Genomic DNA, 15,695 nt, shown 5'->3' on the forward strand with positions numbered 1-15,695 from the left:
GGCCAAGACATTTGCTGTAAGAGAGCAGCTATACAACGTTGACATAGTTGCATGAATTTGTCCCTTGAATCCCTTTGAATTAAATTGAAAAGTAAAATAATCATATACTTAAAAATTCAAACTAAATTTTTTCATCATTAAAGTGCAGTAATATATAGTCATATAACTCCCGCTTTTTTGTCGCGACTCCCTGCCCGCCGGCTGACAAAATAACCTCTTTTTGTTTTTCTGATTCAACCCAGGTGTAAACGTAAAATGGCGTCTGATCTCCTGTTGAGCGCATCGCTTTAAGCAGCTTTAACCCAGCCAAGGGCTCGCCATCTCGGCCCATATCAGAGATCACGACGGTGTACTCGTACATACTTAACAGTAACAGGGCTTCTTGGGTTGATGTGGTGTTATAAACGCCTATTTTTTGATTCAAAAAATAGCCTTGCTCTTTGACATTATTTTTCGGATTGTCGTCTACCCACAGAATACGTCCTTTCGCATCTGTCGGTTCACTGGCTTTGAAGCTCGTATTTTGTTGGTGTATAACAGACTGATTTATCACCAACCAAATACATGCTGAGCACATTAGTAAAGTGACACCTATCCAAAACTTCAAGTGGACCCCATCTGAGCTGTGCTCTGCTCTTAGCTGCTCTAGTTGAATCCTAGTATCCTCAGATACATGCTCGAAGCTGACGGCGATTTCAGGGTTGAATTTATATCCTTGGCCTCGAACAGTGAATATCAAATCCTGCTCCACGCCAAGGCGTCGTAACAAACTGCGTGTATCAGATATTAAGCGGGGTAATGACCAAGGTGAAACCACAGAATCTGGCCATAAATAAGCGACAAGTTCATCCTGCGTGCAAACTTTAGGCCGAGTATCAATTAAATAAACTAACAACTTAAACGTGCGCTCTTCCAGTGCGACACTTTTACCATCCACTTTAAGGCTTTGGTTCCTAATGTTTAAAGCTGCATTAGAAAATTGATATTCCATATCACTATGATTTCCATTTAATTAACTAATAACCAAAAGAATTCATAGACTATACCAAAGTCTTCAACAGAGCTAGCCTTTATAGCTAGTAATAATGTCTAATAGAACAATGATATAAGTAAATTTTGCCTGAGCTGAGCCCTGTGCTCACGTCTACTGTCCAGATAAAGACTTTACCGACAAACATCAATGAGCAATTGTTCAGCAATTTCCGATATAACACTTGGATCTTTTTGCGCCTGCGAGAATGTTCTTAGGCCATAAATACCGACAATTAAGCTTTGCGCACGTTGTTCAGGTAAACGCGTACCAGTGAGATCTCCCTCTTCACCAGCTTGAACAAAAACATCTCTCATAACGCTTTGCCACATAACGCACTGTTGACTGAGTACAGCTTGCGCTTGTTCATCTGTCTGCGCAATCTCATTGATGGCTTTTTGGCTTAGACAAGATTGGGTCGGATCACCGCTTACGCATTCAGCCACAATATTACTCAAATAAGCGCTTAACCCACTTTTTGCATCATTTTCATTGCTGAAGATAGCTTGCAGTTCAGCGTTTCGATCCAAATTATACTGCTCTAACGCCGCGAGCAAGAGCCCCTTTTTATTTTCAAAAGCACAGTATATTGATCCCGGGTGCAGACCTGTCGCTTGCTTCAAATCTTGCATGCTGGTCTTGTTAAACCCTTTTTCCATAAACGCATTCATGGCAGCTCTTAATACGGCTTCTCGGTTGAACTCTGCACTTCTCATAGGCTACTCAGGTAAATCATTTAGGTATATCTTAAACAAATTTGAACAAATGTTCAAAATAGCTCTTGAATGATCATTCAAATAAGGCTATCTTGAACAAACATTCAAATAAAGAGAACAACCCATGACAGATATTCTATTTCAACCTTATCAACTGAATTCGGCTATTTCACTACAAAACCGGGTACTTATGGCACCACTTACAAGATGTATGGCGGATGAAGATCTAGTGCCAACTGAGGAAATGGCCGCATATTATGCGCGACGTGCGGACACAGGTTTAATCATTTCAGAAGCCACTATCATTCGCCCTGATGCTCAGGGTTACCCAAATACTCCAGGTTTATTCACGAACGAGCAGGTCACAGGTTGGAGAAAAGTGACCGATGCTGTACACCAAAAGGGAGGCAAGATTTTTGCTCAGTTGTGGCATACAGGTCGAGTGGCCCATCCTTTCTTTTTCTCTGGTGAAGAAGTCATTGCGCCCAGTGCAGAAGCTGTCGAAGGGACCGTACCCCGCATGCGTGAATTGACTTATATCACTCCGACTCCAGCGACGGTGGCACAAATTGAAGAGTTGATCCACGACTATGCTCAAGCAGCCGCAAACGCAATCGAAGCTGGTTTCGATGGTGTAGAGATCCACGGCGCCAATGGCTACCTCATAGATCAATTTTTACATTTTGATAGCAACAAACGAGTCGACCAGTATGGCGAGACACCAGAAAATATGAGCCGATTTGCGCTAGAAGTCGTTGATGCTATAGCAGACCAAATTGGTTACCATCGCACAGCTTTGCGTCTATCACCGGGTGCCTATTTTAATATGCAGCCAGACTCGCGTGATAAAGAGGTTTTCGACTATTTGTTACCTGAATTGGAAAAACGTGATTTGGCATTTCTGCATATTGGTATTTTCGACGACCAAATGACTTTCGAACACCTTGGAGGGAGAGCATCCGATTATGTTAGAAGTCGCTACAACAAAACATTGGTCGGTGTTGGTGGCTTTACACCACAAACCGGTGCAGAAGCGATTCAATCGGACCGTTTTGACTTACTAGCAATTGGTAGACCACTCATTGCCAACCCAGATTATATTGAAAGAGTTAAAAATCACCAGCCATTAGTAGAGTACAGTGAAGAAATGCTCTCTTCACTTGTATAAATCTAGCCACTTTTAGGGTTATCACTTTACAACTGGTAGCCCTTGTCCTTGCCACCCTAGCATATCCCCTTCCAAGTGTAACAATTTGAACCCCTGCTCAAGCAAAGCACGCTCGAAGATATTTGCCCTGCGACCGGAACGGCAATACACCACTAACGTTTTGTCTTTTAGCTTTGCGAGTAAAAACGACTGTGCAGCTATCTGATCGTAAGGGATATTGAGTGCACCTTTTAAGTGACCGTTTGCAAACTCCTCAGGCGTACGTACATCTATGATGGTATGAGGCTTTGCTGACATTTGGTTAATTAAAAGATCTTTAGCACTGACTACCTTGATATCCGCATAAGAAATCGAACTAAATAATATTGACATAACTATCAATAACTTATAAAAAAACAATGTGCTCTTAAAGCGTCTTTCATGCAACATATCATAACCCTCAAACTGAACATGCATTTTAGATAAATTATAGTCCAAAATAAATTACCCAAAACTGAAATAGTGTGATTTTAATTGATCCAAATGATAGTTTTTTTATTTGTTTTTTACCTCCACAAAAACAAATAAAGCATTGATATTTATAAATTTAAAATATCAACTTTGAATTACTTTGTGTCTACTAGCCTTTAGTCTAATACCGAAATTTTAAATACCGACTATTACTTACTGCACGCGTATTTGGACAATTGGTTAGACAAATTTGATTTTACATTTTTAAATTTGAGTTATTAGTCTAAAATTAACATTGTTCATTGCGCTTTGAGTGACCATCGCAGTGGTCTCGTGCCTATATCACATACAAAATGATGAGAATTTGTCTTTTATATTAAACAAATTAGTTATTATTTCGTCACAATAGGCATGAACAATAGCGTTAGTTTTAACCCCTGCTGAATGCCTATGGGCTTCAGTGAATTTGTGGCTTAGTTGTACAGTTGTTTTGCCACTTTATGTTCGGAACAGCATATTATGGAAAATCAAAAAATAGCAGTAGTAACAGGCGCTTTAGGTGGTATAGGTACTGCAATTACCCAAAAGCTCGTAGAAAACAATTACTTTGTTATTGCCGTGGCAAGCCCAAGACGTACCGAAGCAGATTTCGATACTTGGTGCAACCAATCAAATATTAACCCAAAGTTTGTTACGCCATTATTTTTGGACGTAACCGATGCCCAAGCGTGCAACAACAGCCTTGAGTCTATCATCGATAAACACGGCAAGGTTGATGTATTAGTAAATAACGCTGGTATTACCCGAGATTCGTCGTTCAAGAAAATGAACGCACAGCAATGGCACGAAGTCATTGATACAAACCTAAATTCAATGTTTAACATGACCCAACCATTGTTTGCACACATGTGTAGCAATAAGTCAGGTCGTATTATCAATATCTCTAGCGTAAATGGTCAAAAAGGACAATTTGGTCAAGCTAATTACGCTGCTGCTAAAGCAGGGATGATTGGTTTTAGTAAGTCACTCGCATATGAAGGGGCAAGAGCAGGTGTTACTGTGAATGTTGTTGCACCTGGGTACACTGAAACCCCTATGGTCGCGAAAATGCGTGAAGACGTACTGGAAAGCATCAAAGCTCAAGTCCCTATGCAGCGACTTGCTACACCTTTAGAAGTAGCTGAAACTGTTAGCTTTTTAGCCTCTGAAGGCGCAGCCTATATTACAGGTGAAACACTGGCCCTCAATGGTGGCCTGTATATGAACTAGAAACTCATCGATACCATTTAGAAAAGGTAACTTTTCTGTAGTAGGTGGATATTGCATTTAATTAAACGGATTATCTCTCAATAGGAAGCAAGCCATGTACAACGACTTTTTTAAATCAATCACTGAGCAAAGCGAGAAATTCTTCTCTCCGGCAATTCAGTTCAACCAATTAGTTGCTAAAAATATTGAGCAACTGGCTAAAATTCAACTTGATGCCGCTCACTCATTCACTGAAACATCAGTTGAACAACTTAAAACTGCAGCGGAAGTAAAAGACGTTAAGTCTTTCATCGATTTCAACGCAAGCCAACTAAGTGCTGTTAATAAGCTGAGCCAACAGCTGATCGAAGATGGACAAAAATTGACTCAACTAGGTCAAGAGTTCAAAGACAATTTAGAGACTATTTCTAAAGAAACTGTTAAAGCTGCAAAAGTCTAATGCACTGCCGGCCTGTGTGAGATTAAGTTTGCTCAGGCCGCTCTGTCATACTTTAGAGCTAACACCATTGACAAGTCTCTTGAGTAAGAGTGCTCTAGTTACGAAAACGCCATGAATATACACCAGCTCTAACTCAAGTTTGCATGCAGTTTGTCAGGTAAATACAGCGCCTTTTACAGCAATGACTCGTCTGTCACACCTCCGACTAGGAAGCATAAAATGGATACCGACAATAAAGATTTTACTCAGACCATGAGCGCTTGGTGGCAGTATAATCAAGATCTTTACAGTATATTCTCACAAAATTTGTTCAATAATAGTCCAGTTCAAAAAGCGCTAAATGAACAAAGTGCAGAAGACTTTGGCGAATGGGCCAAAGAAATTACAAAACAACCAGAGATATTTGCAAAACAACAATTAAACTGGTGGCAGGAACAATTAAAAATTGTTCAGCAAACTTGGGAGCAACGCCTGAACGCTTCAAGTGAAGAAGTTATCTCAACTGAGCGTGGTGACAAGAGGTTTCTTGCCGATGAATGGCAAGACAATCCGTGGTTTAGCTACATCAAACAAAGTTATCTACTTTTTGGACAGTCATTACTTGATTCAATTCGCCAAACACCTGGGTTGGACGAAAAACTAAAAGAGCGGCTCGAATTCTTTGCAAGACAAGTTATTAACTCGATTTCTCCAAGTAACTTCATCACCACCAACCCAGAGTTATTAAAACTAACCATCGAGTCTGAAGGACAAAACCTAATTAATGGGCTTGAGCTGTTCAAAAAAGATATGGCAAAAAGTGGCGACATGCTTAGGATCAGCATGACCAATGAGAATGCCTATGAGCTGGGGAAAGATCTTGCTACAACACCGGGTAGAGTTATCTTCCAAAACCACTTGTTTGAATTGATACAATATTCAGCTACAACAAAACAAGTACATAAAACGCCTCTTTTATTTGTCCCTCCTTACGTAAACAAATATTACATTCTGGACTTAAAAGAAGAGAACTCCTACGTCAAATGGGCCGTGGACAATGGCCATACTGTATTCATGATCTCTTGGAAAAACCCAGATCCGAGTATGGCTGAAATTGGTTTTGAAGATTATGTCGTTGACGGTGTTATTACAGCTATAGATGAGATAGAAAAGCAAACAGGTGAAGCATATGTGAATGCCATCGGTTACTGTATTGCCGGTGCGCTAGTCGCCACCGCCATGGCGTATTTCACATCCAAGCGAATGAAGCAAAAGATAAAAAGTGCGACGCTGCTAACGACATTACTGGATTTCTCCCAGCCTGGTGAACTTGGTGTTTTTGTCAATGAAGGAACCATCTCGGCACTTGAGGCGTACAATCTACAAAATGGTGTCATGCACGGCCACCTGCTCGGCGTGTCGTTCAGTATGCTTAGGGAGAACAGCCTTTACTGGAATTACTACGTCAACAATTACCTCAAAGGCCAACCGCCGATGGATCTGGATCTCCTGTATTGGAACGGCGATAGCACAAATCTCACGGCAAAATGCCATAATTTCATGCTCCGAGATCTGTACTTGGAAAATCGTTTGATCGCTAATAAAGAAGTGGATATCAGGGGGACTAAAATTGACTTAACCAAGGTCAAACAACCTATCTATGCACTTTCTACCCGTGACGACCATATTGCACTTTGGCAAGCCACCTTCAAAGGTTTCCAATATACCAGCTCAAAAACGACTTTTGTCCTGGGTGAGTCAGGACATATCGCGGGTGTGATCAATCCGCCAAAAGCCAATAAATATGGATTTTGGTCTGGGCCTGCACTGCAAGGCGAAGCAAATGCATGGCTCGAAAAAGCCGAACATACAAAAGGCTCATGGTGGGGACATTGGGGTAAATGGATTACTCAATTCACTGATGAAAAAGTACCAGCTCGAGCAGTAAAAACCAAGGCTAATCCTGGTATCTACGACGCCCCAGGAGAATACGTTAAAGCCAGATTATAGTGTTAAAAAAGCGAGTAAAGCTCTCCGCCCTTTGCTCGCGCATTATCTTGTTAGTGGTAAATAATGTACAGAAGCTAGGCGTACTTGGGATTTTGTAATAAAAGGGAAATTGCTTCTTGTGCCATAGAGATGATAAAGAGGCTCAAGTACCTTGCTTCCCGCGAGTTTGTCTAGCTCTCTCAAAAAGTGTAAAGCACTCTCCTTTTTGCCCGCGCTCGCATTTTTTCGGCAACACGCTTGATAGCGAGCAATAAGCCCCACCAAGCTGTGCTTTACTCCTTCTTCCTGTAACTTTAATTCAGCTTCAATGAAAAAAGCGACACCGCTCCAATAAACGCGCTGATATGCTTTTAGCCGCCACATATTTTCTGATACCGAGGACAAGGTGCCGATAAATAAGTGCGTTGCTCTTTCACCTCGGGCAAGTCCATCGCTGATACGTTGCACAAATTCTTGTGACGAAATGATACCACTTTTTAGCATCACCCCATTTTGTAAATAGGTCGCCAACCCCTCCGCAAGCCACATGTCTCGGTAGGCAAATAAAGGATGATATAGATGAGCGAGTTCATGATATAGCGTCCAATCAGCCTTTAATGCCCATAATGACGCTTTGGTGTTTACGTGAAGTGTGATGCTATCAATATTCCCCCGGGATATTTCGCCCCAGGGGACTGGCTCATTCGCATACTCAATAGCGTGAATATATACTGGTACAGTCGGTTGTTCTAATTTACCAAGAACAAAGGTGGTCTTTTCAAGACCGTGGTATAACCAATTGTTCACTTTTTCAGATTCTAAAGACGTGCTGGGAGCACTGTGCCAGACCGCTTCAATGCTATTGCTATAAGCAGGAAAACAGCAGCCCACAAAGCATGTAAATACCGCAATGCAACGCCATGAAAGCCCCATACATTCCCATACTCTAAACTAGATCTCAATGTAGAATTATAGCGCTAGCTGCATCCCTGTGTAAGATGCTTCGGTGTGAGAACCTTTTTTAATGGTAAAGTGTTTTCCACCGAAACGTACTCTGCCACGTTTCCGCTCAATAATTTTCTCAGCCAAGCTTTTGTCGTCAACCAAGTCGACGAATTGTTTACGAGCTCTATGTATTTGGATATTGATGTGGCTTTCACTAATACCTAAATCTTTAGACAACTGAGATACGCTAACCCAACCTCTTTCACTTTCTTCTTCTACTGCGGCCTCATCACGGGCCTTATAACGAGCCAATAACGCTGTCAGATAATGGTGTGTTCTGACGTCAAAATCTAACGCTGCGCCGTTGTGATTCACTTTTAATTCTGTTATTTCTTCGTCGAGACTAATATCAAACACAAATTCAAGATTTGACTGATGTGCTTTATCAATAGGCATGGTCGCTTCTTGAGAAGCGGCCTCAACCTGAAATAGATACCATAACTCATTTGCAACACACAGGTTATCGCTGTCAGTTAGGGCAACTATCCTGCCACTTTCAAGATGCTCGTAGCACCAGCATAGTTTTTCATTGTCATAAAAAACCACTAACTCTGGGTCTGCTTCTGAAGGTAGAAAGTGATACTTTTCGAGTGGAATAACTTCATCTGGTTGATCATTGCACGACGGGATCAGCAAATCCTTTGGCGGAGAGATTGAGTCTACGATAAAGGTCTGAGGATGCATTTCGGAAAATGTGATCTCATCATCGACTTTCAGGTGTATTGCCTGATTGTAAGCTATTCTTTGTCCGTTCAGCCATACGCCATTTTTACTCAGATCACGTAACTCCCAATCCTGTCCATTGTGTTCAATGACTGCATGAATACGTGAAATCTCAACACCACTGACTTGCGTATCAACAGAATATGTTAGCCTACCAAAACGATGAAACGCCTTTAAGTAGATCACATCTGTACAGTCCTTTACTTTAAGCTTTGCCATGGATTCGCCTTATTTCTCTTTTTGGTACTATCTTGAACTAGGTATACAACGCAATACTTACGCAAGCTACCTTTTACATATTTTAACGCCTAAGCCCAACTAAATAAATTACGCCTTATTACACCTACACATTTACAAAATATCTGTGCCTATTTCGCTCCGTGTCGATAACCCGATTCTGGTAATCTCAATCAAAATTGCCTAAAGTTATCAATGGCTCCCTTCAAATAAACTATGACACAAACTATGTTGAGTCCCATAATTATACCACTTATATTGATGCTCATCACTTCTGTAATCAGCTTTCCAGCCACAGCTGATACGGCTTTCAAGCCACGTGTTACCATTTTAGTGGACGACAGCTACCCTCCGTACTCTTACGAAAGTAACGGATATTTGTACGGCATTTATATCGAGCAAGTTAGACTTGCAGCGAGGAAATTGTCTGAACACTACCAAGTAACACTTGAAGCGATTCCTTGGAAGCGAGGGGTGGCAGCAATGGAGAATGGCGAAGCCTTTGCTTTACTTCCTCCATACATCCACAAAGACAAAAGGCCCTATATTTGGCCTTATTCAGTGTCTTTAGGCGCAGAAGACGTTGTGGCATTTTGCAACCCAGGCATTACGTTAAACAATATTTTGCAACGCTCGCCTCAGCGCCCTCCAATCAATATAGGTATTAATTCGGGGTTTTTGATTTTAGATAAGGAGCTTAATTCAGCAAAGAACCAAGGACTGATCAAGATTTGGGAAAATAAAGACACCCTGACCAATATTAAAAAGCTCTCGAAGTTTCGCTTGGATTGTTACGTCAACGACAGATTATCAACATTGATGGGGTTTGACTCGGTAAAGAAAGAAATTCAAACACTGGATATGAAACAGTTCAAAGAAGATCGCATAGTTCTTAGCCGAACCGCACATATTGGCTACACCAAAGACAATGGCGACAAGTTTCCATACAAATATGACTTTATACAAAAAATGGATGAAGCCTTACTCACCGTTCAAGCGCAAATGAATAAATAAACCAAACGGCACAGGGCAGGCCTTTAACTCAAAGCGGGTGATACATCTCAAATTAAATGTGTCACCCACGCTACTATAATGTGTTTGCTATCGCATCCAAACTTTGACTTCCGCCAAGCCATTTGATTGCAACAATTGCAATTGAGACTCTACGTTTTGACTCTGCTCAAACTCAAATGCGTCTAGCTCATCATCGAAGACAACCGACGCAGCGCCATCTCCACCACTGCGCTTAACTTGATGCAATGCAATATCAGCCAAGTTAACCGACGCTTCCCAACCAATTACATGCCCTCCGAGCATTTGCAATGGATAGAAAGACCAGCCAACTGAAACAGTCATTTTCGTAGACTTGCCATTTGGTAAAGTAAAATCAAACTCACCAATTGCTTTGCAAAGCTCTTTCACATATTCATCAACATCGGAACATTGAAAGTCTCGTAATAGCAATAAAAACTCGTCGCCACTCCAACGTGCCACATAATCTGACCCCTGTGTGCGAGTATTGAGCAATGTAGCAAGCTGCTGCAGACAACTATCTCCACCTATCGGACCATTTGCATCATTTACCTTGCTAAATTTGTCGATATTCAAAATCATTAACACAAGGCTTTTACCCTGCTCTCTCAATGAGTGAGCATTGCGCTGATAGTGTTCAATATCCTTAGGTAACTGGTCGAATAAAAAGCGCCTGCTTTTGAGACCTGTTAGTTCATCAGAATGACTTACCAATTTCAGTTGCGTATTTACCTTATTGAGTTTTTCATTGGCTTTTCTCAATTCGGTCGTCCGCTCAGTGACCAACTCTTCTAACGCAGCCTGTTTACGTCGCTCTTGCGCTCTAAATACCCAAAAAACTAGATAAAATAAGAAAATGAAGCCGCAAGTAATAATCAATCTGAAAAATACGGTTTCGTCAAAACGACGCGGAAGTGTCAATTTTACAGACTTTGAATGGGCTTCTTGCCAATCCTCACCTCTGCGCTTCACTTCCAACTTAAAGGTAAATTCACCTGGCGGTAAGTTAGTATATATCGCCTCTCTTCGCGCCAACGCATCGCGCCATTGATCATCGTGCCCTTCAAGTCTATACCTAAATTCAATACTTTGCGGCGCATAAAAATCAATTGCCGTATAGCGAATAGTCAAATCCCGTTCATTTGTATCGAGCACAATACTCTCAACAATTTTATTGGGTGTCAGCTCTCGTGTTGGAGTTGTGATCCCTTCAAAGCGAGGTTGTAGTTCACTATCACTGAACAACTTAACACTTTTAGGGATCCTCACCACCCCTTGCAAGCTTGGGTATAAAAGTACATCATCCACTTCAACAACTGAGTCATGACCAAGGCCTGTACAACATTGACTAGGCATGCCATCTAGTTGACGGTCAAAGGGGTTTATCACTTGCTCTACTTTGAGGTTGTCTATTTCACGGGTAAACTGCTCTATCGACATACGATAGACCCCTTTCATTGAACTAACCCAAATAAAGTTTTGCTCCTTATCATAATGCAATGACAGAATAGGCCCGTATGGTAGACCGTGCGATGCATCTAATTGGAACCAATCACCCGAACTGGTGCGATAATACAGCCCGTCATAAAACGTACCGACCAGCGTTGTGTAATTTTCAACGTGCAAAATACTTGTCACATAGGCAGATTCTAAAGAGGTTTGGCCGCCAATTTTTTCAATTCCACGTTCATTATATTTATAAGCACCTTTATCAGTGCCAATAAACCCATAGCGAGGAAAATCGACAATATAGGTAACAAACTGACTGCCTAAAAAAGCATTGTAGGTAAATGGCGTTAAACCATTGTAATCGAGTCTATATAAACCACGCCCTGTGCCTATCCAAAGGCCACCTTGGTTGGATGGACTAATTGTAAATACTTGTGTTTGACGAAACTCTCTATTCGGAATGGCCAATAAGCGACCATCATCGTATATTACAACCCCTCGTCCAGTCCCTAAGTAAAGGCGGTCGTCAAGAAACTCCATATCATGTACTTCTACACCCTTTAACTGGGCAGGCGTAATAATAGGCTGGTAGTTATCATCTTGATCGAGCATCCCGACCCCTTCACGGGTCGCGACCCAGACATTACCTCTTGGACCCATTGTCATTGCAGAAATAGCTTGCTTGCCCCGCAAGCCAGCTTGGAACCTTTCCACTCGACCTGAGTGTGCAAGCCATAATCCTTCGTTTATGCTTGCTAGCCACACATTGTTGCTTTTATCAATGAATAAGTCGGTAAACCATATCCCCTGATCAAGTTGTACGAGATCGACAGACTGCCATTCCCCACCACTTTCTTTATAGAGTAAACGACCATATGTAGAGACCCACAAGCCCCCCTGCTCATCACTTAAAAATTTATAAACAGCACTGTTTCCAATTTCGTCAAAGCGACGTAATACTTCATCAAAGTCCAAGAAAAATGCGCCGAGTTGAGAAGCCAAAAATAGTTTGCCGTCAACCCAAGCTAAGTCGTGAATGTTGGTTTGAGCCAATTGTCTAGGCAGTGAAATTTTACTCGATAATTCCAGCCTCATGCCGTTTGATCCGACAAACTGCGCTTCACCTATACGTAATAAATGCCGCTCATTGACCACCCAGATACCATCTGGAGATGGCGCCATTTTAGTTACCGCACCGACAATTTGACTGATATGTGTAAGTGATAATTTACTGTCGTCTAAGTTGTTTTTGTCCAACATTAAACGCTTCGCTGAGATGTAGTACAGACCATTTGCCGCAACCCAGATGTTGCCACTATTGTCTTCGATGATGTCTTTTACATCAGCTTGTATTTTAAATTGCTGCGCTTTCATCGTCTGCGGATCGATACGCAATACACCTCGTCGAGTGCCTACCCACAGCATGCCAAAGCGATCAACAACAAGCTTATTGATTGCATTACTGACTAAAAAGTTGGTGTTTTGAGTATTAAAGTTTACAAACTGGTGTCCATCAAATCGGCTCAGTCCAAATTGTGTACCGAGCCAAATATAGCCTTGCTGATCTTGCACCACACTTTTAATACTCTGTGATGGTAAATCATTTTGCATATTCCACTGTTTAACAACGTAATCGTTGATAGCCGCATTTACGTGAAACGCAGCCGTCAAAATTAACAGTAGAAAAAACTTGTGCATAGATTCCCTCTTTTTCAACTTTAATTTAGCCGCCTAGGACCCCTGTTTTAAACAAAGCTTGGATACAAATCAATGAAAAAATACCTGCTAAAACATCATCCGCCATGATCCCGCGACCACCATGCAGTTTCTTATCAAGCATGCGGATCGGTCCAGGTTTTGCAATATCGAAGAATCGAAACAGTACAAAACCGACCAACAATGATTGCCAGCTGATAGCTGCACCAATCATAGTAATATAAAAACCTACGACCTCATCCCATACAATTGCGGGGTGATCATGTACATTAACGTCCCGAGCCGTTTTACCGCATACCCATACCCCAAATATTGTCATCAATACTGCGAGGCTAACTTGAAACCAAATTGGTAGAGTCATAGTAGCAAAAATAAAAGGCAAACCAGCCAAGGTGCCGACTGTACCAGGGGCTTTGGGGGCAAGGCCCGTACCAAACCCCAATGCAAACAATTGATGTGGGCGTTTGAGATTGAATTTTAACGACTTATCCAAGCTCGCTCCTAATTAAAATGTTCATAGCCAGCTTGCTCTGGAATAGAGTATTTCTCGCCATTTTTGTAGAGCTCAATTTCGCCTACAGTATTAGTTATTTGTCCTATACAGGTCGCTTCGACACCGTACTGCATTAATCTTGCCTCAACGGCACTTCTGTTGTTGTCATTTACAGTAAAGAGTAATTGATAATCATCACCATACGACAAACTTAGCATATCAATCAGAGCTTGATCTTTTACCGCTCGCAAATCATCAGAAACGGGGACTTTGTCCACATCGATATCTGCTCCAACCATAGAGCGCTCAACAATATGCTGTAAATCTGCAAGCAAACCGTCGGAAATATCAATACATGAAGTTGCCAAACCTCTCAATACTTGACCAGCCGCCACATGTGGTTTTGGATAATGTAATTTTTCAACTACACGTTTGGTTTGATCTTCACTTAATGCAATACCACGTTTTCGAGATTCAATCGCTAGAGCAGCATCTCCTACTGGACCTGTAATATAAATCCAATCCCCCACATTGGCGCCAGAACGCGTCAATGCTTTACCCTTAGGCACAATCCCTTTAGCACAAATTGTTATAGTAAGAGGCCCTTGAGTGGTATCACCGCCGATCAATTGTACATTGTAGTATTCCGCGATTTCATGCAAACCTTCGGTGAACTCTTCCAACCAAGCCATATTGACATCAGGCAAAGTTAAACCAATTGATATCCAAGTAGGCTCAGCACCCATCGCAGCCAAATCGCTGAGATTAACTGCCAAGACACGATGACCTAGCGCTCTGGCTGGAATGTCGGGGAAAAAGTGTACACCTTCGACTAAGGTGTCTGTGGTTACGGCAAGTTGACAATTCTCTGGAATTTCAACAACTGCACAATCATCACCAATACCAACGGCAACATCTCGGCGAGTTATGCCTCTGCCTTTGAAGTAATGATTTATTAACTCAAATTCCTTCATACATTAAAAAAGCCGGCCAACGCCGGCTCTCCTCATGATTCTGATTATTTGCGGATTTTCTTAACTGCTTTGTCCAACACACCATTAACAAATTTATGGCTGTCTTCTGCACCAAACATTTTGGCCAGTTCAATCCCTTCGTTGATAGCCACTTTGTATGGCACATCTTCACGGAACTTAAGCTCATACGCGCTTACGCGTAAAGTCGCTAATTCAACCATATCTAAGTCATCAAAAGGACGAGATAAATGAGGTTGAATCGCTTCATCCAACTGTTTATGGTTTACTGCAACACCACGTGCTAAATCTTTAAAATACTCAACATCAACTTTTGATACGTCATTTTCGATTAGCATTTGCTGTTCAATATCAGCAATCGGGTTGCCACTTAACTGCCATGAGTAGACAGCTTGCAATGCAAGCACACGCGCTTTACGTCTAGCTGCTGGTTTCACTGAGATTCCTCTTAAATTTGCTCAAGTACGTTAACCATCTCAAGTGCACCAAGTGCAGCTTCACCGCCCTTGTTGCCCATTTTGGTTCCCGCACGTTCGATAGCTTGCTCAATACTTTCTGTTGTCAATACGCCAAATGCAACTGGAATATCGTAATCTAATGAAACGCTTGCTAGTCCTTTGTTTGACTCGTTAGCAACCAGATCAAAGTGTGGTGTGCCACCGCGAATAATAACGCCTAGCGCGATAATAGCATCATGCTCTTTTTTCATTGCAACACGTTTAGCTGCAAGAGGTAACTCAACGGCACCCGGTACATAAACCACTGTGATGTCTTCTTCTTTCACGCCACCTGTGCGCTTAAGTTCATCTACAGCACCTTCTAATAAGCTGCTGCCAATGAAGTCGTTAAAACGAGAAATGACAATGGCAAATTTTTTACCTGGAGCGAACTTGTTACCTTCAATTATTTTCATTAGATGATTCCTGATCAGTATTAGCAATAGCCAAATTGACGCGCATAATAGCACATCTTAAAGAAAAACACCTACTGTCCAACAAGACAGTAGGT

15 protein-coding genes are annotated in these 15,695 nt (G+C 41.7%); 5 read left to right on the forward strand and 10 right to left on the reverse strand.

What is annotated here, in order from left to right; translation table 11 throughout:
• Nucleotides 1-121: 121 nt before the first annotated feature.
• Together QNM18_RS15140 and QNM18_RS15145 are read right to left on the reverse strand one after the other, a co-directional pair.
• Nucleotides 122-991: a winged helix-turn-helix domain-containing protein gene (locus tag QNM18_RS15140; RefSeq protein WP_211012361.1), complete on the reverse strand. Its 870-nt coding sequence runs from the start codon at nucleotides 989-991 to the stop codon at nucleotides 122-124.
• Nucleotides 992-1,164: 173 nt separating this feature from the next.
• Entirely contained in the window at nucleotides 1,165-1,746 is a 582-nt protein-coding gene (locus tag QNM18_RS15145) for a TetR/AcrR family transcriptional regulator (RefSeq protein ID WP_211012360.1), read from the reverse strand.
• A gap of 124 nt (nucleotides 1,747-1,870) precedes the next feature.
• On the opposite strand from QNM18_RS15145, the gene QNM18_RS15150 reads away from it, so the two are divergent.
• Nucleotides 1,871-2,914 (forward strand): alkene reductase, encoded by a 1,044-nt coding sequence (locus QNM18_RS15150; RefSeq protein WP_211012359.1) that lies wholly within the window; start codon nucleotides 1,871-1,873, stop codon nucleotides 2,912-2,914.
• Between the two features lie 21 nt (nucleotides 2,915-2,935).
• Here QNM18_RS15150 and QNM18_RS15155 read toward each other — a convergent pair whose 3' ends face one another.
• Nucleotides 2,936-3,286: a rhodanese-like domain-containing protein gene (locus tag QNM18_RS15155; RefSeq protein WP_284137705.1), complete on the reverse strand. Its 351-nt coding sequence runs from the start codon at nucleotides 3,284-3,286 to the stop codon at nucleotides 2,936-2,938.
• A 597-nt stretch (nucleotides 3,287-3,883) separates the two neighbouring features.
• Here QNM18_RS15155 and QNM18_RS15160 point away from each other — a divergent pair.
• The 3 genes from QNM18_RS15160 to phaC all read left to right on the forward strand — a co-directional run bounded on the left by QNM18_RS15160 (nucleotide 3,884) and on the right by phaC (nucleotide 7,061).
• Complete coding sequence (locus QNM18_RS15160) at nucleotides 3,884-4,633, forward strand: SDR family oxidoreductase (protein WP_284137706.1); 750 nt, start codon at nucleotides 3,884-3,886, stop codon at nucleotides 4,631-4,633.
• Nucleotides 4,634-4,727: 94 nt separating this feature from the next.
• The gene (locus QNM18_RS15165) at nucleotides 4,728-5,072 is read left to right on the forward strand and encodes a phasin family protein (RefSeq protein ID WP_023398532.1); all 345 of its coding nucleotides are present in this window, start codon (nucleotides 4,728-4,730) and stop codon (nucleotides 5,070-5,072) included.
• Between the two features lie 219 nt (nucleotides 5,073-5,291).
• Nucleotides 5,292-7,061, forward strand: a complete 1,770-nt coding sequence (gene phaC, locus QNM18_RS15170) for a class I poly(R)-hydroxyalkanoic acid synthase (protein ID WP_284137707.1) — start codon at nucleotides 5,292-5,294, stop codon at nucleotides 7,059-7,061.
• 42 nt (nucleotides 7,062-7,103) lie between these two features.
• On the opposite strand, the gene QNM18_RS15175 is transcribed toward phaC, so the two are convergent.
• Both QNM18_RS15175 and QNM18_RS15180 read right to left on the reverse strand, forming a co-directional pair.
• Entirely contained in the window at nucleotides 7,104-7,973 is an 870-nt protein-coding gene (locus QNM18_RS15175; RefSeq protein ID WP_284137708.1) for a M61 family metallopeptidase, read from the reverse strand.
• 36 nt (nucleotides 7,974-8,009) lie between these two features.
• Complete coding sequence (locus QNM18_RS15180; RefSeq protein ID WP_211012355.1) at nucleotides 8,010-8,987, reverse strand: FHA domain-containing protein; 978 nt, start codon at nucleotides 8,985-8,987, stop codon at nucleotides 8,010-8,012.
• A gap of 279 nt (nucleotides 8,988-9,266) precedes the next feature.
• Here QNM18_RS15180 and QNM18_RS15185 point away from each other — a divergent pair, with 279 nt between their 5' ends.
• A complete protein-coding gene (locus QNM18_RS15185; protein ID WP_284137709.1) occupies nucleotides 9,267-10,019 on the forward strand; it encodes a transporter substrate-binding domain-containing protein in 753 nt (250 codons plus the stop codon).
• Between the two features lie 87 nt (nucleotides 10,020-10,106).
• Here the strand turns inward: QNM18_RS15185 and QNM18_RS15190 are convergent, their stop codons facing one another.
• Genes QNM18_RS15190 through ribH form a run of 5 tightly spaced genes read right to left on the reverse strand, consistent with a single transcriptional unit; the run spans nucleotide 10,107 to nucleotide 15,600 of the window.
• Nucleotides 10,107-13,184, reverse strand: coding sequence for a ligand-binding sensor domain-containing diguanylate cyclase (locus tag QNM18_RS15190; protein WP_211012354.1), 3,078 nt, complete (start codon nucleotides 13,182-13,184; stop codon nucleotides 10,107-10,109).
• Nucleotides 13,185-13,209: 25 nt separating this feature from the next.
• Nucleotides 13,210-13,695, reverse strand: coding sequence for a phosphatidylglycerophosphatase A family protein (locus tag QNM18_RS15195; RefSeq protein WP_211012353.1), 486 nt, complete (start codon nucleotides 13,693-13,695; stop codon nucleotides 13,210-13,212).
• Between the two features lie 8 nt (nucleotides 13,696-13,703).
• Complete coding sequence (gene thiL / locus QNM18_RS15200) at nucleotides 13,704-14,669, reverse strand: thiamine-phosphate kinase (protein WP_211012352.1); 966 nt, start codon at nucleotides 14,667-14,669, stop codon at nucleotides 13,704-13,706.
• A 44-nt stretch (nucleotides 14,670-14,713) separates the two neighbouring features.
• Entirely contained in the window at nucleotides 14,714-15,124 is a 411-nt protein-coding gene (gene nusB / locus QNM18_RS15205) for a transcription antitermination factor NusB (protein WP_046356678.1), read from the reverse strand.
• Nucleotides 15,125-15,135: 11 nt separating this feature from the next.
• Entirely contained in the window at nucleotides 15,136-15,600 is a 465-nt protein-coding gene (gene ribH / locus QNM18_RS15210; protein WP_023398523.1) for a 6,7-dimethyl-8-ribityllumazine synthase, read from the reverse strand.
• Between the last annotated feature and the right edge of the window lie 95 nt (nucleotides 15,601-15,695).

This window comes from Pseudoalteromonas obscura (assembly GCF_030135505.1).
Classification (GTDB): domain Bacteria; phylum Pseudomonadota; class Gammaproteobacteria; order Enterobacterales; family Alteromonadaceae; genus Pseudoalteromonas; species Pseudoalteromonas obscura.

Coding starts and splice junctions, on each gene's coding strand:
- QNM18_RS15140 (WP_211012361.1), bottom strand. CDS start 991: ATGGAATATCAATTTTCTAATGCAGCTTTAAACATTAGGAACCAAAGC.
- QNM18_RS15145 (WP_211012360.1), bottom strand. CDS start 1,746: ATGAGAAGTGCAGAGTTCAACCGAGAAGCCGTATTAAGAGCTGCCATG.
- QNM18_RS15150 (WP_211012359.1), top strand. CDS start 1,871: ATGACAGATATTCTATTTCAACCTTATCAACTGAATTCGGCTATTTCA.
- QNM18_RS15155 (WP_284137705.1), bottom strand. CDS start 3,286: ATGTCAATATTATTTAGTTCGATTTCTTATGCGGATATCAAGGTAGTC.
- QNM18_RS15160 (WP_284137706.1), top strand. CDS start 3,884: ATGGAAAATCAAAAAATAGCAGTAGTAACAGGCGCTTTAGGTGGTATA.
- QNM18_RS15165 (WP_023398532.1), top strand. CDS start 4,728: ATGTACAACGACTTTTTTAAATCAATCACTGAGCAAAGCGAGAAATTC.
- phaC (WP_284137707.1), top strand. CDS start 5,292: ATGGATACCGACAATAAAGATTTTACTCAGACCATGAGCGCTTGGTGG.
- QNM18_RS15175 (WP_284137708.1), bottom strand. CDS start 7,973: ATGGGGCTTTCATGGCGTTGCATTGCGGTATTTACATGCTTTGTGGGC.
- QNM18_RS15180 (WP_211012355.1), bottom strand. CDS start 8,987: ATGGCAAAGCTTAAAGTAAAGGACTGTACAGATGTGATCTACTTAAAG.
- QNM18_RS15185 (WP_284137709.1), top strand. CDS start 9,267: ATGCTCATCACTTCTGTAATCAGCTTTCCAGCCACAGCTGATACGGCT.
- QNM18_RS15190 (WP_211012354.1), bottom strand. CDS start 13,184: ATGCACAAGTTTTTTCTACTGTTAATTTTGACGGCTGCGTTTCACGTA.
- thiL (WP_211012352.1), bottom strand. CDS start 14,669: ATGAAGGAATTTGAGTTAATAAATCATTACTTCAAAGGCAGAGGCATA.
- ribH (WP_023398523.1), bottom strand. CDS start 15,600: ATGAAAATAATTGAAGGTAACAAGTTCGCTCCAGGTAAAAAATTTGCC.